19 protein-coding genes are annotated in these 18,283 nt (G+C 75.4%); 13 read left to right on the top strand and 6 right to left on the bottom strand.

From position 1 onward, the window contains the following. The first annotated feature begins 135 nt into the window (after positions 1 to 135). The 8 genes from ACI79I_RS23145 to ACI79I_RS23180 all read left to right on the top strand — a co-directional run bounded on the left by ACI79I_RS23145 (position 136) and on the right by ACI79I_RS23180 (position 7,162). Positions 136 to 765 (top strand): hypothetical protein, encoded by a 630-nt coding sequence (locus tag ACI79I_RS23145; protein ID WP_456994708.1) that lies wholly within the window; start codon positions 136 to 138, stop codon positions 763 to 765. A gap of 116 nt (positions 766 to 881) precedes the next feature. Beyond that, entirely contained in the window at positions 882 to 1,538 is a 657-nt protein-coding gene (locus ACI79I_RS23150; RefSeq protein WP_456994710.1) for a fasciclin domain-containing protein, read from the top strand. Positions 1,539 to 1,595: 57 nt separating this feature from the next. Next, positions 1,596 to 2,147 carry an orotate phosphoribosyltransferase gene (pyrE, locus tag ACI79I_RS23155; protein ID WP_456994712.1) on the top strand — a complete coding sequence of 184 codons (552 nt, stop codon included), beginning with the start codon at positions 1,596 to 1,598 and terminating at the stop codon, positions 2,145 to 2,147. A gap of 138 nt (positions 2,148 to 2,285) precedes the next feature. After that, the gene (locus ACI79I_RS23160; protein ID WP_456994714.1) at positions 2,286 to 3,683 is read left to right on the top strand and encodes an FAD-binding oxidoreductase; all 1,398 of its coding nucleotides are present in this window, start codon (positions 2,286 to 2,288) and stop codon (positions 3,681 to 3,683) included. 4 nt (positions 3,684 to 3,687) lie between these two features. After that, a complete protein-coding gene (locus ACI79I_RS23165; protein WP_456994716.1) occupies positions 3,688 to 5,040 on the top strand; it encodes an FAD-dependent oxidoreductase in 1,353 nt (450 codons plus the stop codon). Further along, positions 5,037 to 5,630, top strand: a complete 594-nt coding sequence (locus tag ACI79I_RS23170) for a pentapeptide repeat-containing protein (RefSeq protein WP_456994718.1) — start codon at positions 5,037 to 5,039, stop codon at positions 5,628 to 5,630. The genes ACI79I_RS23165 and ACI79I_RS23170 overlap by 4 nt, the downstream gene beginning before the upstream one ends. Positions 5,631 to 5,708: 78 nt before the next feature. After that, complete coding sequence (fbaA, locus tag ACI79I_RS23175; RefSeq protein ID WP_456994720.1) at positions 5,709 to 6,743, top strand: class II fructose-bisphosphate aldolase; 1,035 nt, start codon at positions 5,709 to 5,711, stop codon at positions 6,741 to 6,743. Further along, a complete protein-coding gene (locus tag ACI79I_RS23180; RefSeq protein WP_456994722.1) occupies positions 6,740 to 7,162 on the top strand; it encodes a DUF3151 domain-containing protein in 423 nt (140 codons plus the stop codon). Before fbaA ends, ACI79I_RS23180 begins: the two co-directional genes overlap by 4 nt. A 53-nt stretch (positions 7,163 to 7,215) precedes the next feature. Here ACI79I_RS23180 and ACI79I_RS23185 read toward each other — a convergent pair whose 3' ends face one another. Next, positions 7,216 to 8,004: a TSUP family transporter gene (locus ACI79I_RS23185; RefSeq protein WP_456994724.1), complete on the bottom strand. Its 789-nt coding sequence runs from the start codon at positions 8,002 to 8,004 to the stop codon at positions 7,216 to 7,218. Between the two features lie 124 nt (positions 8,005 to 8,128). Here ACI79I_RS23185 and ACI79I_RS23190 point away from each other — a divergent pair, with 124 nt between their 5' ends. Both ACI79I_RS23190 and ACI79I_RS23195 read left to right on the top strand, forming a co-directional pair. Beyond that, on the top strand, positions 8,129 to 8,731 hold the full coding sequence (locus ACI79I_RS23190) for a hypothetical protein (protein ID WP_456994726.1): 603 nt from the start codon (positions 8,129 to 8,131) through the stop codon (positions 8,729 to 8,731). 333 nt (positions 8,732 to 9,064) lie between these two features. Beyond that, on the top strand, positions 9,065 to 9,208 hold the full coding sequence (locus ACI79I_RS23195; RefSeq protein ID WP_012950741.1) for a GPGG-motif small membrane protein: 144 nt from the start codon (positions 9,065 to 9,067) through the stop codon (positions 9,206 to 9,208). Between the two features lie 53 nt (positions 9,209 to 9,261). On the opposite strand, the gene ACI79I_RS23200 is transcribed toward ACI79I_RS23195, so the two are convergent. From ACI79I_RS23200 to ACI79I_RS23210, 3 genes are all read right to left on the bottom strand, one after another. After that, positions 9,262 to 10,074: an ATP-binding cassette domain-containing protein gene (locus ACI79I_RS23200; protein ID WP_456994728.1), complete on the bottom strand. Its 813-nt coding sequence runs from the start codon at positions 10,072 to 10,074 to the stop codon at positions 9,262 to 9,264. Next, positions 10,071 to 11,135, bottom strand: coding sequence for an ABC transporter permease (locus ACI79I_RS23205; RefSeq protein ID WP_456994730.1), 1,065 nt, complete (start codon positions 11,133 to 11,135; stop codon positions 10,071 to 10,073). Before ACI79I_RS23205 ends, ACI79I_RS23200 begins: the two co-directional genes overlap by 4 nt. 136 nt (positions 11,136 to 11,271) lie before the next feature. Then, a complete protein-coding gene (locus ACI79I_RS23210; protein ID WP_456994732.1) occupies positions 11,272 to 11,889 on the bottom strand; it encodes a hypothetical protein in 618 nt (205 codons plus the stop codon). A gap of 69 nt (positions 11,890 to 11,958) precedes the next feature. Here ACI79I_RS23210 and ACI79I_RS23215 point away from each other — a divergent pair, with 69 nt between their 5' ends. Further along, complete coding sequence (locus ACI79I_RS23215) at positions 11,959 to 13,248, top strand: adenylosuccinate synthase (protein ID WP_456994734.1); 1,290 nt, start codon at positions 11,959 to 11,961, stop codon at positions 13,246 to 13,248. A gap of 44 nt (positions 13,249 to 13,292) precedes the next feature. On the opposite strand, the gene ACI79I_RS23220 is transcribed toward ACI79I_RS23215, so the two are convergent. Beyond that, positions 13,293 to 14,336 carry a glycerophosphodiester phosphodiesterase family protein gene (locus tag ACI79I_RS23220; RefSeq protein ID WP_456994736.1) on the bottom strand — a complete coding sequence of 348 codons (1,044 nt, stop codon included), beginning with the start codon at positions 14,334 to 14,336 and terminating at the stop codon, positions 13,293 to 13,295. Positions 14,337 to 14,440: 104 nt separating this feature from the next. Here ACI79I_RS23220 and rsgA point away from each other — a divergent pair, with 104 nt between their 5' ends. After that, positions 14,441 to 15,463, top strand: a complete 1,023-nt coding sequence (gene rsgA / locus ACI79I_RS23225; RefSeq protein WP_456994738.1) for a ribosome small subunit-dependent GTPase A — start codon at positions 14,441 to 14,443, stop codon at positions 15,461 to 15,463. Positions 15,464 to 15,490: 27 nt separating this feature from the next. Further along, positions 15,491 to 16,747, top strand: coding sequence for a phosphoribosylamine--glycine ligase (gene purD, locus ACI79I_RS23230; protein ID WP_456994740.1), 1,257 nt, complete (start codon positions 15,491 to 15,493; stop codon positions 16,745 to 16,747). Between the two features lie 63 nt (positions 16,748 to 16,810). Here purD and ACI79I_RS23235 read toward each other — a convergent pair whose 3' ends face one another. Next, positions 16,811 to 18,250, bottom strand: a complete 1,440-nt coding sequence (locus ACI79I_RS23235) for an AI-2E family transporter (RefSeq protein WP_456994760.1) — start codon at positions 18,248 to 18,250, stop codon at positions 16,811 to 16,813. Between the last annotated feature and the right edge of the window lie 33 nt (positions 18,251 to 18,283).

Below are 18,283 nucleotides of genomic sequence, written 5' to 3' on the forward strand. Positions count from 1 at the left end.
TCGCGTCGTCGGGGTGCCGCGCCGCCCGGCGGGGCGTTCGTCGCGATCGGGTGTCGATCCGGGGCGGGCGCTGGCCCGGGCGCCGCGGCGTGGGTGATCATCGCGCCGACGTCGAACGGGACAGGAGCGCACGCGATGACCTCAGGGCAGGGCGGTCAGGACCCGCAGCAGGGGTGGCAGACGCCGCCGCAGGGCTGGCAGCCCCCGCCGCCGCAGGGCTGGCAGGCGCCACCGCCCGGGCAGTACGGCTACACGCCCGCGCCGTCCGCACCGGGCTGGGAGCCGCCCCCGGCCCCGGAGCGGCCCACGACGGTGCGCGTGGGGATCGGCGCCTTCCTGGCCACGCTGATCCTCGGCGTCATCTCCTCGCTGGTGCAGTTCTCCGACCTCGACGGGCTGGTCGCCGAGACGGTGGCGGTGGCGAACGACCCAGCCCTGACCGAGGACGTCGTCCGGGCCAGCCTGGTCGTCGGCGCGGTGATCGGGCTGCTGCTGGTGGCGCTGGAGGCGCTGTTCATCTGGTTCGCCTGGAACGGGCGCAACTGGGCCCGCGTGGTGCTCTGGGTGCTCGGCGGGCTCAGCGTGCTGTTCGGCCTGACCGCGCTCGGCGGGGCCGCGGGCGGCGTCGCCGGCTCCGGCTTCCTCGACTCCCTGTCGGTGTTCACGCTGCTGCTCACCGTCGTCGGGATCGTCGCGCTGGCGATGAAGCCGTCCAACGAGTGGTACGCCGCGGTGGGCCGGCGCCGGGCCGCGGGCCTGCGCTGACCGTCGCGGGCCTGCGCTGCGGGGCCGGCCGGGCGGCACGGACAGGCGTGGTGCCCGGCGGGTCGCGGGGAGGCGGGGATGATGACGGGCGTCGAGGACGAAGGAGCTCCATCCCCGTGAAGCGCACCCCCTCCCGCAGCGCCGCCCTGCTCGCCGCCGTCGCGGCACTGGCGCTCCCGCTGGGCGCCTGCGGCTCCGACGACCCCACCCCCGGGAGCGACTCCGCCGCCGAGGGGGCCCCGGCCCCCGCGACGACGACGTCGGCCCCGGCCGTCACCGGGCCGATCGGGGCCGGCTGCGCGACGTTCCCCACCGAGGGCGAGGGCAGCATCCCGGGGATGGCCGACGACCCGCTGGCCACCGCGGCCAGCCACACCCCGCAGCTGTCGCACCTGACGTTCTTCGTCCAGACCGCCACGCTGGTCGACTCGCTGAACACCACCGAGGACGTCACCGTGCTGGCCCCGGCCAACCCGGCGTTCGAGGCGGTGCCCCGGGAGGTCCTCGACGCCCTGATCGGCGACACGGCGCGGCTGACCGCGGTGCTCACCCACCACGTCATCGCCGGCCGGCTCGGCCCCGAGGAGCTGGCGGGGACCCACCCGACGCTGGCCGGCGACGAGGTGACCATCCAGGGGTCGGGGCAGGACTTCACGATCGCCGCGGACCAGACCCTGGTGGGCGCGTCGGACGCCACGGTCACCTGCGGCAACCTGCAGACGGCGAACGCGACCGTGTACGTCCTCGACCAGGTGCTCGCCCCGGCCGCCTGAGGACCGGTGCCGGGCCTGCGAGGGGTGGGCGGAGCGGGTCCTTCTAGGGTCGGGCGCATGACGGCTCCCGCGAGCACCCCCGACCGCGACCGGCTGCTCGAGCTCATCGTCGAGCTCGCCGTGGTGCACGGGAGGGTCACCCTGTCCTCCGGGCGCGAGGCCGACTGGTACATCGACATGCGCCGGCTCACCCTCCACCACGAGGGCGCGCCGCTGGTCGGGCGGGTGATGCGCCAGCTGACCGGCGACCTGCGCTACGACGCCGTCGGCGGGCTCACCCTCGGCGCGGACCCGGTCGCGACGGCGATGCTGCACGCCGCGGCCGCCGGTGAGGGCTTCCTCGACGCGTTCGTCGTCCGCAAGGCCGGCAAGGCGCACGGGCTGCAGCGGCGGATCGAGGGCCCGGACGTCGACGGGCGCGCCGTCCTCGTGGTGGAGGACGTCTCCACCACCGGCTCCAGCCCGCTGACCGCGGTCGAGGCGCTCCGGGAGGCCGGGGCCGAGCCGGTGGCGGTCGCGGTGATCGTCGACCGCGGCGGGCGGGCCGCGGTCGAGGCGGCCGGCCTGGAGTACCGCGCCGCGTACACCCTCACCGACCTGGGCCTGTAGGAGGACCCCGTCCTCCCCACCCTCCGCCGGCTCGGGGCGCGACCCGGGACGGGAGCGGCGGGGAGCCTCGGACGGGGCCGGCCGGGTCGGGCCTCCGACCTGGGCTCCCCGGTGCCGACGGTCACATAGGGTGTGACCATGACCACGGTGACGACGGCGTGGGTGGCCGAGCTGGCCGACGCCCTGGGCAACGACAGCGTCCTGACCGACCCCGACGTCACCGCCTCCTACGCGCGCGACCAGGCCATGCTCGCCGAGGCCGGCACCCCCGCCGCGGTGGTCTTCCCCCGCACCACCGCCGAGGTCGCCGCGGTCATGCGGGTCGCGAGCCGGCACGGGGTGCCCGTCGTCCCCCGCGGGGCGGGATCGGGCCTGGCCGGGGCCAGCAACGCCGTCGACGGGGCGATCACGCTGGTGATGACCCGCATGGACGCCGTCCTGGAGGTGTCCCCGGCCGACCGGCTGGCCGTCGTCCAGCCCGGCGTGGTCAACAAGCAGTTGCGCGACGCCGTGGCCGGCTCCGGGCTGTTCTACCCGCCGGACCCCTCCAGCTACGACTGGTGCACGATCGGCGGCAACCTCTCCACCAACTCCGGTGGGCTGTGCTGCGTCAAGTACGGCGTCACCACCGACTACGTGCTCGGCCTCGAGGTCGTGCTCGCCGACGGGCGGGTGCTGCGCACCGGGCGGCGCACCGTGAAGGGCGTCGCCGGCTACGACCTGGCCCGGCTGTTCGTCGGCTCGGAGGGCACCCTCGGCGTCATCACCGAGGCGACCCTGGCGCTGCGCCCGGCCCCGCAGCGGCCGGTCACCCTGGCCGCCACCTTCGGCACCACCGCGCAGACCGGCCAGGTCGTCGAGCAGGTGGTCACCAGCGGCCTGGTGCCCAGCCTGCTGGAGGTCATGGACAACACCTGCATCTGCGCCGTCGACGACCTGCTGCGTGCCGACCTCGACCGCGACGCGCACGCGCTGCTGGTGGCGCAGTCCGACACCGGCGGGGAGGCCGCCGCCCGGGAGATCGAGGCCCTCGCCCAGCTGTGCCGGGACGCCGGGGCCGACTTCGTGCACACCACCGACGACCCCGCCGAGGGCGACCTGCTGCTGGCCGCCCGCCGCATGGCCCTGCCGGCCCTGGAGCGGCTGGGCACCACGCTGATCGACGACGTCGCGGTGCCGCGGTCGCGGATCGCGGCGTTCATCGACGGCTGCGACGCCATCGCGGGCGAGCGGGGGCTCACCGTCGGCGTCGTCGGGCACGCCGGTGACGGCAACATGCACCCCACCATCTGCTTCGACCCGGTCGACGCCGACGAGCGCGACCGGGCGTTCGCCGCGTTCGACGACATCCTCGAGCTCGGCCTCTCCCTGGGCGGCACGATCACCGGCGAGCACGGCGTCGGCTCGCTGAAGGTCGACTGGCTGGAGCGGGAGGTCGGCCCGGTGTCGCTGGAGGTGCACCGGTCGATCAAGGGCGCTCTCGACCCCGACGGGCTGCTCAACCCCGGCAAGGTGCTGCGCCGCCTGCCAGCCTGAGGCCATGAGCGCAGAACGGCTGCTCGTCGTCGGAGGGGACGCCGCGGGGATGTCCGCGGCCGCGCAGGCCCGACGGCTGCGCGGTGCCGCCGACCTCGCCGTCACCGTCCTCGAGCAGGGGTCCGACGTCTCCTACTCCGCGTGCGGCATCCCCTACTGGGTCGGCGACGTGGTGCCCGACCGGGACCGGCTGATCGCCCGCACGCCGCACGAGTTCGCCGCGCAGGACATCGACGTCCGCACCGGCACGCGGGCCGAGGCGATCGACCTCGACGCCGGCACGGTGCGGACCAGCACCGGCGAGGTCCTCGGCTACGACTCCCTGGTCGTGGCCACCGGCGGCCGGCCGCTGCGGCCACCGGTCCCGGGCCTGGACGCCGCCGGCGTGCACGGCGTCCACCGGCTGGCCGACGGCGCCGACATCCGGGCCGCGCTCGCGGCCGGGGCCCGCCGGGCGGTCGTCCTGGGTGGTGGCTACATCGGCCTGGAGATGGCCGACGTGCTGCACGCCCGCGGGCTGTCGGTGACCGTCGTGCTCGCCGACCCGCTGCCGATGGGCCTGCTGGACGCCGACATGGGCGAGCGGGTCTGCAAGGCGATGGGCGACATGGGCATCGACGTGCAGACCGAGCAGCCGGTGCGGGAGATCGAGGCCGACGCCGACGGAGTGGCCCGGGCGGTGCGCACCGACGCCGGCAGCTACCCCTGCGACCTCGTCGTCCTGGGCCTGGGCATGGGCCCGGAGGTGGCGCTGGCCCGGGACGCCGGCCTGCGGCTGGGCCCGACGGGGGCGATCGACGTCGAGCGCACGCAGCGCAGCCGCTCGCACCCGCAGGTGTTCGCCGCGGGGGACTGCGCGCAGACGTTCTCGCGGCTCACCGGCGACCCGGTGCACGTCGCGCTCGGCACGCACGCCAACAAGCAGGGCCGGGTCGCGGGCTCGGTGATCGGCGGCCGGCCGGCTCGGTTCGAGGGCGTCCTGGGCACCGCGCTCACGGCGATCGGCAGCCTCGAGATCGGCCGCACCGGCCTGTGCACCACCCAGGCCGAGCGGGCCGGCTACGACGTCCGGACCGAGACGATCGAGAGCACGACCCGCGCCGGCTACTTCCCCGGCGCCGAGCCGATCGCCGTGAAGCTGGTCAGCGACCGCGACTCGGGGCGGCTCCTCGGCGCGCAGGTCGTCGGCGGCGCCGGCAGCGGCAAGCGGATCGACGTCCTGGCGACGGCGATCTGGGCCGGCCTGACCGCCGAGGAGTTCGCCGGCTCCGACCTCTCCTACGCGCCGCCGTTCTCCCCGGTCCACGACCCGGTCCTGGTGGCCGCCCGGGTGGCCAGCCGGGCGGAGCGGGGATGACGACCGGTGGGGAGGTGCGGGGTGCGGACTGGTACGGCGAGGACCTCTCCGGTCACGAGCACACCGGCGTCCTCCTCAGCGGCGTCGACCTGTCCGAGACCACCGGTGAGGGGGCGGCCTTCACCGACTGCGTGTTCCGCGACTGCCGGTTCAACCTGGCCCGCTACACCGGCGCGGCGTTCCTGAACTGCACCTTCACCGGCTGCTCGTTCTTCGACGCCACCCTCACCGACTGCAAGCTGGTCGGCTCGCGGTTCGAGCGGTGCACCTTCGACCTGCTCACCGCGACCGGCGGCGACTGGTCGTTCGTCGCCCTGCCGGAGGCCGACCTCCGCCGCGCCGGCCTGCACGGCGTCCGGATGCGCGAGGCCGACCTGACCGGCGTCTCCGCCGCCGGCGCGACGCTGACGCAGCTGGACCTCTCCGCCGCCGACCTGTCCGGCGCCGACCTGTCCGGCGCGGACCTGCGCGGCAGCGACCTGTCCGCGCTCGACCCCCGGCGCGCCGAGCTGGCCGGTGCGCGGGTCGACGTCGTCGGTGCGGTCACGCTGGTGACCGCGCTGGGCCTGCGCGTGGAGCCTGCCGAGTAGCGGGTGTCGCCGCGTGGAGCGGCGGCGGGATACTGGCCGCCGAGCAAGCGCCGTCCCCGACGCAGAGGAGTGCCTCGCATGCCCATCGCGACCCCAGAGGTCTACGCCGACATGATCAGCCGGGCCAAGGAGGGCGGTTTCGCCTACCCGGCGATCAACTGCACCTCCTCGGAGACGGTCAACGCGGCCCTGCGCGGCTTCGCCGACGCCGGCAGCGACGGCATCATCCAGTTCTCCACCGGCGGCGCGGAGTTCGCCTCGGGCACCCGCGTGAAGGAGATGGTGACCGGCGCGGTCGCCCTGGCCGAGTTCGCGCACGTCGTCGCCGAGAAGTACCCGGTCAACGTCGCGCTGCACACCGACCACTGCCCCAAGGAGAAGCTCGACGCCTACGTACGCCCGCTGATCGCCCTCTCCCAGGACCGGGTGGACGCCGGGCAGGCGCCGCTGTTCCAGTCCCACATGTGGGACGGCTCGGCGATCGACCTGCAGGAGAACCTGGAGATCGCCGAGGAGCTGATCGACAAGGCCGCCGCGGCCAAGATCGTCCTCGAGCTGGAGATCGGCGTCGTCGGCGGCGAGGAGGACGGCGTCGCGCACGACATCAACGAGAAGCTCTACACCGCCCCCGGGGACTTCGTCGCCACCGCCAAGGCGCTCGGCCTCGGTGAGCGCGGCGTCTACCTGCTCGCGGCCACCTTCGGCAACGTGCACGGGGTCTACAAGCCCGGCAACGTCAAGCTGCGCCCGGAGGTCCTCAAGCAGGGCCAGGACGTCGTCAGCCAGGAGTTCGGCCTGGGCGAGGGCGCCAAGCCGTTCAACTTCGTCTTCCACGGCGGCTCGGGCTCGCTGCAGTCGGAGATCCGCGAGGCGCTGTCCTACGGCGTGGTGAAGATGAACGTCGACACCGACACCCAGTACGCGTTCACCCGCCCCGTCGCCGGTCACATGTTCACCAACTACGACGGCGTCCTGAAGGTCGACGGGGAGGTCGGCAACAAGAAGACCTACGACCCGCGCACCTACATGAAGCTCGCCGAGACCAACATGGCCGCCCGCGTCGTCGAGGCGTGCGAGGACCTGCTGTCGGCCGGCCAGTCGCAGAGCGCATGACGCACTCACACGTCAACCTGCTCGGCGAGCCCCCGGCCACGCTGCTGCCGGCCAACCCCGAGGCCGACGCCGAGCTGGCCGCGGGCACGCCGGCGGCCGAGGTGGCGTCGCGCCACCCCACGGTGAGTGCGGCGTGGGCGGCGCTGGCCGAGGAGGCGCTCGACCGCCCGGAGCGGCAGCTCCGCGACACCATCGAGGCCTACGCCTACGCCCGTACCGGCTACCACCGCGGGCTGGACGCGCTGCGCCGCAACGGCTGGAAGGGCCACGGCCCGGTGCCGTGGTCGCACGAGCCCAACCGGGGGTACCTGCGCTGCGTGACGGCGCTGGCGCGGGCCGCGGAGGCCATCGGCGAGACCGCGGAGCAGGAGCGGCTCACCGAGCTGCTGCGCGACAGCGACCCCACCCTGGCTCCCTGACCCCGAGGCCCCGGGGGCGGCGACCGCCGTCGCCGCCGCCGGGGACGGGTCGCTCAGCCGCGCAGCAGCTGCCAGGCCAGGCGGACGATCAGCACACCGACGACGACCAGGAAGACGACGCGGACGAAGCGGCTGCCGGCGCCGACGGCGGTCCGGGCGCCGAGGTAGCCGCCGGCCAGGTTGGCCACGCCCATGACCAGGCCCAGCGCCCACAGCACCGACCCGTCGATCGCGAAGACGACCAGCGCGCCGACGTTGGTGGCCAGGTTGACGACCTTGGCGGTCGCGCTCGCCTCGAGGAACGCGAAGCCCAGCAGCCCGACCAGGGCGAAGACCAGGAACGCGCCCGTGCCGGGGCCGGCGATGCCGTCGTAGAAGCCGATCACCGCCCCCACCACGCCGGCGGCCACCGTGTGCCGGTGGCCGCTGAACCGCAGCCGGGTGACGTCCCCGACGGCGGGCCGCACCAGGGTGTAGACGGCCACCACCACCAGGGCCACCAGCACGACCGGCTCGAGCACGCCGTCGGGAACCGCGGCGGCCGACAGCGCGCCCCCCGCGGACCCGATCGCCGCCACCGCGGCCATGGGCAGCGCCGTCGCCAGCCCCGGCCGCACCCGCCGGTAGTAGGTGGCCGCGCTCGTCGCCGTGCCCATGGCGCTGGAGATCTTGTTCGTGGCCAGCGCCTGGACGGTCTCCATGCCGGGCACCAGCAGCAGCGCGGGCAGCTGGACCAGCCCGCCGCCGCCGACCACCGCGTCGACCCACCCGGCGGCGAAGGCGGCGAGCACCAGGAGGACGAGGGTGACCGCCCCCAGCGAGCCGAGGGTGGTCGCGGTCATGCGGTCGGGCTCCCTGGTCGCACGGGGTGGGCCGGCCCGGTCGCGGGCAGCCCCCGCAGCCTCTCACCCGCCGCGGGAGGTCCGGCGGCGCGGAGCCGGGGCGTCGTCGGGTAGACCGGTCCCCGTGACCGGAGAGCACTCGCCGAAGGCCGTCATCGACCGGCTGCGGCCGTTGCTGCTGGCCGTCCACCGGGCGCTGTCCGCCGGCGTCGCGGTGAGCGCGGCCATCCACGCCGAGCGCGGCTGGAACCCCTCGGCCGACCGGCACCTCGACCACCAGCTGGTCCGGCGCGAGGCGATGGAGCGGCTCAAGCCCTGGGGCGCCCGGCCCGAGGACGAGGAGCTCCCCGACCCCCTCGTGGCGCTGCAGCTGGAGCTCGCCGACACCGGCACCGACAACCTCGGCCTGCCCATGAGCGGGCTGATCCTGCGCACACCGGCCGACGTCGTCCGGGTCTGGCGGTCCGACGACGGGGAGCTGCCCGCCGCCGCCACCGACGGTCTGCGTGCCTTCTACCGGCAGGCGCCCAGCCGCCAGCTGCAGCTGCACCTCGACGACCGGCCCGACGAGCCCCGCCCGGCGCCCGGCCACCTGGCGCTGCTGTGGGCCGACGCCGGAGCGGTCCTCACCCGGTTCGACCTGGTCCGGCCCGGTGGACACGTCGGCCGGCGGGTGCAGGTCGACTGGCACGTCGACCTGCTGCAGCGGCTGGTCCACCCGGCCTGACCGCCCCGGGCCGGCGTCGCTCCAGCCCCCGACGGCCGCGCGCTCCCGGACGGGCCGCGGGGCGGGCGCCCCGTGCCGCCGGGCGCCCAGGGCCAGCGCGACGCCCGCCACCCGGGCGAGCAGGCCCGCCCTCCACGGCCGGCTCCATCCAGGACACCGTGGTCCCGTCGTCGTAGCCCTGCAGGGCCGGGGGCCCGACCCCAGACCTGGGGACGCGGGCGAGTCGTCGAAACCCGTGTCACGGTGCGTGATCGATCGACGTGCGGATTCTCGATCCGGCGCTACGCTCTGTTCCCGCGTCCCAGTCGGGACGCCCGTTCCCGGAGGTGTTGCATGGCGACTCTTCTCTGGATCCTCGCCGTCGTCCTCGTCGTCGCCGGCATCGTCGCGATAGTCCGGCGGCAGCTGCTGTGGGGCATCGTGCTCATCGTGGTCGGCCTGCTCGTCGGGCCGGGCGGGGTGAGCGTCTTCACCTGAGCGAGGGCCCCGTCCCCCTCGCTCCGCTCGGCGCGGGCCTCGGGACGGGGCGACTAGCGGTCGTCGAGCTCGGGGTGCAGCTGACGCAGCCGCGAGGTGAGCGAGTTCAGCTCGTCGCCCCCGGCCATCAGGCGCGTGAGGACGTCAGCGTCGACGTCCTCACGCGTCAGGTCGCCGGCCACGTGGCCGTGCGCCAGCAGCAGGAAGCGGTCGCCGATCAGGTGCGCGTACCGCGGGTTGCTGGTCACCGCCACGATGGCCAGCCCCTGCGCGCGGGCCGACAGCACCGCCTGCCCGACCAGGGTGTGCTGGCCGATCGTCATCGGCGCGGTGGGCTCGTCGATGACCAGGACCCGGGCACCGAAGTGCAGTGCCCGCGCGATCGCCAGGCTCTGCCGCTCGCCGGCGCGCAGAGCGGCCGCCGGCAGGTCGGGGTCGATCCCGATGACGCCGACCCGGGTCATCGCCCGCACCGTGGCCTCGCGCGCGGCGGCGAGGTCCAGCCGGCGCAGCGGCCACGTCCCTCGGGTGGGCTCGACGCCGAGGAAGAAGTTCCGCCACACCGAGAGCAGGGGCGCGACCGCGAGGTCCTGCCAGACGGTCGCGATGCCGGCCGCCCGGGCCGCCCGGGGGGAGCGGAAGCGCACCGGCCGGCCGTCGAACAGCAGCTCGCCCTCGTCGGGCCGGAGGAGCCCGGAGAGCACCGAGACCAGCGTGGACTTCCCCGACCCGTTCTCGCCGAGCACGCAGGTGATCTCCCCCGACCGGAAGGCCGCGGTCACCCGGGCCAGCGCCGCGACGCTGCCGTGGTGCACGCTGAGCGCGCGCAGCTGCAGCACCGCGGGGGACGGCACGTCCTCGGTCACGACCGGGGCACCGCCCGCAACCGCTCCCGGACGACGCTGTTGGCCAGCAGCGCCACGAGCAGCAGGACGCCGAGGAACGCCTCGAACCAGCGCGGGTCCCAGCCGGCCAGGGCGACCCCCTGCTCGGCGACGGCGTAGACCAGCGCCCCGATGGCCGCACCCACCGCCGAGCCGTAGCCACCGGTCAGCAGGCAGCCCCCGATCACCGCGACGACCACGAAGTCGACCGCCGACCCCAGCCCGGTGGTGGCCTGGACGCCGCCGAGCCGGACCACGCCGAGGGTGCCGATGAGCCAGCCGGCCGCCGCGGTGCAGCAGTAGAGGACGATCGTCGTCCGCCGGTCGGGGACGCCGAGTTCCCGCGCCGCCCGCCGGGCACCTCCGACGGCGAACACCGCGTTGCCGAAGCGGGTCCGCCAGAGCACCCACGCCGCCCACGCGGTCAGCAGCAGCCACCACAGGACCGCGATCCGGAAGCGGCCGTCCCCCAGCTGGGCCGTCGAGCCGAAGACCGCCGTCACCGACGACCAGCCCGGGGCGGCGCCGACCCCCTCGATGCGCACCGAGCCGGTGAGCGCCCGCGTACCGGCCAGCGCGACCCCCTGCAGCACGAGGAAGGTCGCCAGCGTCACCAGGAAGCTCGGCAGCCGGGTCGCGACCACCAGCCAGCCGTTGACCAGACCGACCAGCAGCGCGGCGGCCAGCGAGGCGACCAGCGCCGGCCAGGCGTCCCAGCCGGCCTGGACGATGAGCAGTCCGGTGAGCAGCGCGCCGCCCACGGCCACCATGCCGATGGACAGGTCGAAGTGGCCGGAGACGAGCAGCATCGCCACCGCGACCCCGCCGATGCCCAGCAGCGCCGCGGAGTCCAGCACGCTGGCCAGCCCACCGCTGCTGAGCAGGCCCGGGGCCAGCGGGCCGAAGAACAGCAGCACGACGACCAGCCCGGCGAACGCCGCGAGGCTGGGGCGGGCGAAGACCCGGTCGATGAGCCGCCGTCCGCGGGCAGGGGCCAGCGTGGCCGGTGAGGGGCCGAACGAGGGCAGACCGTGCGCGGTCACGATCGCGGGCGGGACGTCGGCAGCGGGGCCTCCTGCTGGCGGGGGTGTCCCCAGTGTCCACGATGGGAGGCACCGACCCCGCCGATCCCGCGCTCCGCTCGGGCGGGACCCGGCGGAGCGGGGCACGGGGGTCCTCTCAGGGGCGCAGGCGCCAGCGGACGCGGTCGTCGGCGTACCAGGTCCACCGGCTGACCGGGCGCGGGTAGACGACGCCGTCCCGGGTGACGCGGGCGGGGTCGCAGGCGATCTGCACCGCCCGGCCGGTGGTGCGCCGGGTCGGTCGCAGCGGCAGCGTCATCACCACCACCGCGAGGGTGTCCACGGCCCGCCAGTCGGGCCGGACGTCGATGCGGGTGATCTCGCCGTCGGCCACCTTGACCTCGTCGTTGTGGGCCTGCGCCCCCAGCCGCCGGCCGAGGAACCCGCGCCGGTCGTCGCCGGCCGCCTCCACCCGGCCGTGGTGCAGCAGCACCCCGCCGTGGTCGTCGCGCACCAGGCCCAGCTCCCGCTCGTTCCCGGTGCCCACACCCAGCGCCCGGGCCAGCCCGGTGGACGGCGGGTCGTCGGCCGGCTCCCACGACACCGGGACCGCGGCGGTGCGGCCGGCCTTGTGCAGCGTCGCCAGCACCGCCGCCAGCGCGGGCACCGGGCCGCGGACCAGCAGCGCGTCGGCCTCGGTGGCCGGCGCGACCGCCTCCCGCGACGGTGCCTGCCCGGGCTCCAGGCCGCGCAGGTCGAACTCGACGAGCGACATGCGGATACCCTGCCACCTGCCAGCCGGTCATCCGCCGGTGCCGATGACTCGAGGGGATCTGAGCTACCGATGCCGGCTGTCGTGCTGATCGGCGCCCAGTGGGGCGACGAGGGCAAGGGGAAGGCCACCGACCTGCTCGGGGGTCGCGTGCCCTACGTGGTGCGCTACCAGGGGGGCAACAACGCCGGCCACACCGTGATCACCCCCGACGGGGAGCGGTACGCGCTGCACCTGATCCCGTCGGGGATCCTCACCCCCGGCTGCACCCCGGTCATCGGCAACGGCGTCGTCGTCGACCCCGAGGTGCTCATCGGGGAGCTCGCCGGCCTCGAGGAGCGCGGTGTGGACACCTCGCGACTGGTGATCTCCGCCGACGCGCACCTGATCATGCCCCACCACCGGGCGCTGGACCGGGTCACCGAGCGGTTCCTCGGCAAGCGCAAGATCGGCACGACCGGCCGCGGCATCGGTCCCGCCTACGGCGACAAGGTGGCCCGCACCGGCATCCGGGTGGCCGACCTGCTGGACCTGTCGATCCTGCGGCAGAAGCTCGAGGGCACCCTGGTCGAGAAGAACCAGGTCCTGGTCAAGGTCTACAACCGCAAGGCGATCGACGTCGACGAGGTCGTCGAGGAGTACGCCGGGTACGCCGAGCAGCTCAAGGACCGCATCGCCGACACCCGGCTGCTCCTCGGCCGTGCGCTCGACGCGGGCGAGTGGGTGCTGCTGGAGGGCTCCCAGGGCACGCTGCTGGACGTCGACCACGGCACGTATCCGTTCGTGACGTCGTCCAACCCGACCGCGGGCGGCGCGGCGACCGGCTCGGGCATCGGGCCGACCCGCATCCAGCGGGTGGTCGGCATCCTCAAGGCCTACACGACCCGGGTCGGCTCGGGGCCGTTCCCGACCGAGCTGTTCGACGCCAACGGCGACTACCTGCGCACGCAGGGCGGCGAGGTGGGCGTCACCACCGGCCGCGACCGCCGCTGCGGCTGGTTCGACGCCGTCATCGCGCGGTACGCCAGCCGGGTCAACGGCATCACCGACTACTTCCTCACCAAGCTCGACGTCCTGTCGGGGCTGGGGACGGTGCCGGTCTGCGTCGCCTACGACGTCGACGGCGTCCGGCACGACGAGATGCCGATGACCCAGACCGACTTCCACCACGCCACGCCGGTCTACGAGGAGATGCCGGGCTGGTCCGAGGACATCCGGCACTGCCGGACCTTCGCGGAGCTGCCGGCCAACGCGCAGGCCTACGTGCGCCGGCTGGAGGAGCTCTCGGGCGCCCGGATCAGCGTCATCGGCGTCGGGCCGGGCCGCGACGAGAACGTCGTCATCCACGACCTCATCGGGTGAAGCGGAGTGTGGGGGTGCAGGGATCCCTGCACCCCCACACTCCGCTACGGCCGGCGGAGAGGGGCCAGCGCGGCGGACTGCAGCTCGGCGCGGGCCCGGACGGCGACCTCGGGGGCGTCGGTGATCAGCCCGTCGACGCCGAGAGCCAGCAGCAGGCGCGCCTCGGTCTGGGCGTCGCCCGGCCCGATCGGGTCGGTGCCCCGGCGCAGGTGGCGGGGCAGGAAGGCGTTCTCCGGCCGCAGCGTCCACGGGACGACGAGCAGCCCGGCGCGGTGGGCCTGGGCCACGAGGTCGGAGACGCCGGTCAGCGCCTGGTCGGCGTCCCGCAGCAGGATGCGGTGCCGGCTCGGCGCGATCCCCTGGGCGTAGGTGCTGACCTCGCGCAGGCCCGCCGGGGTGACCAGCCGGTCGTCGGAGGCGTCGTCGTCCACCAGCTGCAGCATCGTGGGACCCCCGGAACCGAGGTCGGCGCGCAGCCGGCGCAGCGCCGCGGCGTCGAAGGACTGCACCACGACCGTCCCGTCGGGCGTGGCCGCCCCGAGGCGGCGCAGCTCGGCGGCGACCAGGTCGGTCATCGGCAGGCCCTGTGCCTCGAACCAGCTGGGCTTCTTCAGCTCGGCCAGCACGCGGACCTGCCGCTCGGCGGTCGAGCGGCGGCGGGCGATCTCGACGACCTCGGCGAGGGTGAGGACGCCGAAGCGACCGTCGTAGGTGGTGTTGAGCGGCCGCAGTGCCGGCATGCGCTCGATGGCGCGCAGGGTGCGCAGCTCCTCGAGGGTGAAGTCCTCGGTGAACCAGCCGACGCGCTCGCGACCGTCCACCTCGCGGGTGGTCCGCCGCTCGGCGAACTCCGGCCGGCCGGCGACGTCGGTGGAGTGGGAGAGCTCGTTCTCGTGCCGGACGACGAGCGCCCCGTCGCGGCTCACGACGACGTCGGGCTCGATGAGGTCGGCACCCAGGTCGATGGCCAGCTCGTAGCTCGCCGCGGTGTGCTCGGGACGGTAGGTCGGGGCACCACGGTGCCCCACGACGACGGGACGGCGGAGGCCGGTCGCCGGACGGGTTGCCAGCGACTCGATCGCGTGCATGTCCTCTACAACACCGCAGGCACCTGAACAGAACGCGAACGCCGCCCGGTGGTTCGCTGACAATTCGGACGACAGCGTCCTGACCTGCGCGGGACCATGCCGCCGTGACCGAACTCTCACTCCTGGGCTGGACGCCGGACCGGGTGGCCGAGCTGCCGCCCGACACCGTCCCCGGCCGCGTGGCCCGGGTCGACCGCGGCCGGCTCACCGTCCTCACCGCGGGCGGGGAGGTGCGCGCCGTCCTCGCGGCCACGCTGCACGAGCACGGCGGGGCGACCGTGGGGGACTGGGTGGCCCTGCGCGGGGAGCTCGCCGTGGCGGTGCTGCCCCGGCGGACGGCGTTCAGCCGCGTCGTGGCGGGCCGGGCGTCGGCCGAGCAGGTGGTCGCGGCGAACCTGGACACGGTCCTGGTGGTCGACGCCCTGGCCGGGGCGCCGCGGCTCCGGCGCCTCGAGCGGTACCTGGCCGTGGCGTGGGGCAGCGGGGCCACGCCGGTCGTCGTCCTCACCAAGGCCGACCTGTGCGACGACGTCCCCGCCGCGGTGCGCGCCGTGGCCGAGGACGTGCTCGGCGTCGAGGTCCGGGCCGTCAGCGCGGTGACCGGTGCGGGCGTCGAGGAGGTCCGCGCGCTCGTCGGCCCGGGGCGGACGGCGGCGATGGTGGGCCCCTCCGGTGTCGGCAAGTCCAGCCTGGCCAACGCGCTGCTCGGGCGCCCGCTGATCGCCACCGGCGCGGTGCGGGAGAGCGACGGGCGGGGCCGGCACACCACGACCGCCCGCGAGCTGCACCTGCTGCCCGGCGGGGGCCTGCTGGTCGACACCCCCGGCATGCGCGAGCTCGGCCTGGTCGACGACGAGGGCATCGACACCGCCTACGCCGACGTCACCGAGCTCGCCGCCGGCTGCCGGTTCCGCGACTGCGGGCACCGCGGCGAGCCCGGCTGCGCGGTCGCCGCCGCCATCGCCGACGGCCGGCTCGACCCCGCCCGGTACACCGCCTGGCGCAAGCTGCAGGCCGAGGCCCGCCGGCAGGAGCTGCGGGCCGACGCCCGGGCGCGGGCCGCCGAGCACGCCCGCGTCCGCGCGCTGCACCGGGCGATGCGGGCCCAGCCCAACCGGCTGCGCTGACCCCCGAGGTGGGTAGGGTCGCCGTCCGTGCGCGTGCTCGTCATCGGCTCCGGAGCCCGGGAGCACGCCCTGTGCGTCGCTCTGCAGAACGACCCGGCGGTGACCGCCCTGGCCTGCGCGCCGGGCAACGCCGGCACGCGGGCGGTCGCCGACGCCCTGCCGGTCGACGTCGCCGACCCGGTCGCGGTCGCCGCGGCCGCCACCGGCTGGGGGGCTGACCTCGTCGTCGTCGGGCCGGAGGTGCCGCTGGTGGCGGGCGCCGCCGACGCCGTCCGCGACGCCGGCATCGCCTGCTTCGGCCCGTCGGCGCAGGCCGCGCAGATCGAGGGCAGCAAGTCCTTCGCCAAGCACGTCATGGCCGCCGCCGGCGTGCCCACCGCCCGCTCCTGGCCGGTCGGCGGCCCCGCCGAGCTGGAAACCGCGCTCGACGAGGCCGGCTCGCCCTACGTGGTCAAGGACGACGGGCTGGCCGCCGGCAAGGGTGTCGTCGTCACTCCCGACCGGGACGCCGCCCTCGCCCACGGCCGTCGCGTGCTCGACGCCGGCGGGGCCGTGCTGGTCGAGGAGTACCTCGACGGGCCCGAGGTGTCGCTGTTCGCCGTCACCGACGGGACGACGGTCCTGCCGCTGCTGCCGGCGCAGGACGCCAAGCGCCGCGACGACGGCGACGCCGGGCCCAACACCGGCGGGATGGGCGCCTACGCCCCGCTGCCGTGGGCACCGCCCGGCCTGGTCGACGAGGTGCTGGCCACCGTGCTGCAGCCGACGGTCGACGAGATGCGCCGCCGCGGGGAGCCGTTCGCGGGCCTGCTCTACGCGGGCCTGGCGCTGACCTCGCGCGGTGTGCGGGTGGTGGAGTTCAACGCCCGCTTCGGCGACCCGGAGACGCAGGTGGTGCTGCCGCTGCTGGAGACCCCGCTGGGCGGGCTGCTGCACGCCGCGGCGACCGGCACGCTGGCCGACCACCCGCCGCTGCGCTGGCGTCCCGGCGCCGCGGTCACCGTGGTGGTGGCCGCGGAGGGCTACCCGGAGCGGCCGCGCACGGGCGACCCGGTCACCGGGGCCGACGCGGAGGGGGTGCTGCACGCGGGGACCGCTCTCGACGCGGACGGGACGGTCCGGTCCGCCGGGGGGCGGGTGCTGGCGGTGACCGCCGTCGGCGAGGACCTGGCCGCGGCCCGGCAGCGGGCCTACGAGCGGGTGGCCGCCGTCCGGCTGGCCGGCGCGCACTGGCGCACCGACATCGCGCTGGCCGCGGTCGAGGGCAGGATCACCGCGCGCTGAGCGGTCAGGAGGTCGGGTCCGGCCCCGTCCAGGGCCGGCCCCCTGCAGGGCCCCGCCGGCTGATCACTCGGCGGTGACCACCCGGCGCGCCCGCTCGGGACGCGGTTCGGGTGGTCGCGGCCCGTCGTGCCGACGGGCCAGGTAGGTGCCGGCGACGTTGGCGCAGGCCACCAGGGGCACGGCGATCAGCGCTCCGAAGATGCCGGCGACGAGCAGGCCGGCGGCGATGGCGAGGACGACGGCCAGCGGGTGCACCCGCACCGCCCGGCCCAGCAGCAGGGGCTGCAGGACGTGCCCCTCCAGCTGCATGACCAGCACCACGATGGCCAGCGCGATCAGCGCGGTGATCGGCCCCTTGGTCACCAGGGCCACGAGCACCGCCACAGACCCCGCCAGGAACGACCCGATGATCGGGATGAAGGCGCCCAGGAACACCAGCGCGGCCAGCGGGATGACGAAGTCCACGCGCAGCACCGCCAGTCCGATGCCGATGCCGATGGCGTCGACCAGGGCGACCGCCACCGTGGCCCGGACGTAGGAGATGAGCGTGCGCCACGAGCGGCGGGCGGCCTCGTCGATGTAGGCGCGGGCGCCGGCCGGGGAGAGGCCGACCAGCCACAGCCAGATGGACCGGCCGTCCTTGAGGAAGAAGAACAGCGTGAACAGCGCCAGGACGATGCCGGTGAAGACCTCCCCGACGGTGGCCGCGGTGGTCAGCGCCCCCGAGGTCAGGGTGTCGCGGTTGGACACCAGCGCGTCCTGCGCGGCGGTCAGGGCCTCGTCGATCTGGCGTTCCGACACCGGGAAGCTGTCGACGACGAAGTCGCGGATCTGCGTGAGCCCCCGGCTGACCTGGTCGGCGAGGTCGGGGAAGCCGGCGATGAACTGGTTGACGACCAGCGTGATGATCCCGGCCACCACGCCCAGGCCGACGATGAGCATGGCCAGGGCGGCGAGCGACCGCGGCCACCCGTGCCGGACCAGCGCGGCGGCACCCGGCTGCAGCAGGGCCGCCAGCAGCAGTGCCACGAAGACCGGGACCACGACGACGGCGACGTAGGCGGCCGCGTACAGCAGCGCCCAGAGGCCGGCCAGGACGACGATCAGCCGCCAGGACCAGGAGGCGGCGACGCGCAGCGCCGTCGGGACGGCGTCGTCGGTGGCACGCCGGCCGGTACCGGTGAGACGGCGGGCGTTCGGGCCGGTGCGGTGCGTGCGCGCTCCTCCCGGGGGGCCGCTGACCCCACCGGGGCCGATCGGGCCGTCCAGGTCGGGGGCGCCCGGTTCCGGGCTGCCCAGCGGCGGCTCGTCGTCCTCGCCCGGCTCGGGTGCGGGGTCGGCGGGGAGGTCGTCGTGGACCAGGATCGCCCGGTCGTCGTCCCGCTCCGGCCAACCGTGGGGATCGGCCTCCGCGGCGGCGCGGATGCGTTCGCGCGCCCGGGTGACCAGGGAACTCGCCCGTCGCAGCATCGACACCTCCGGCGGGCAGTAGGGGCGGTACATGATCACGCTAGCCCTACGGGAGACTGTTCCCGT

This window comes from Geodermatophilus sp. SYSU D01105, from assembly GCF_054050095.1.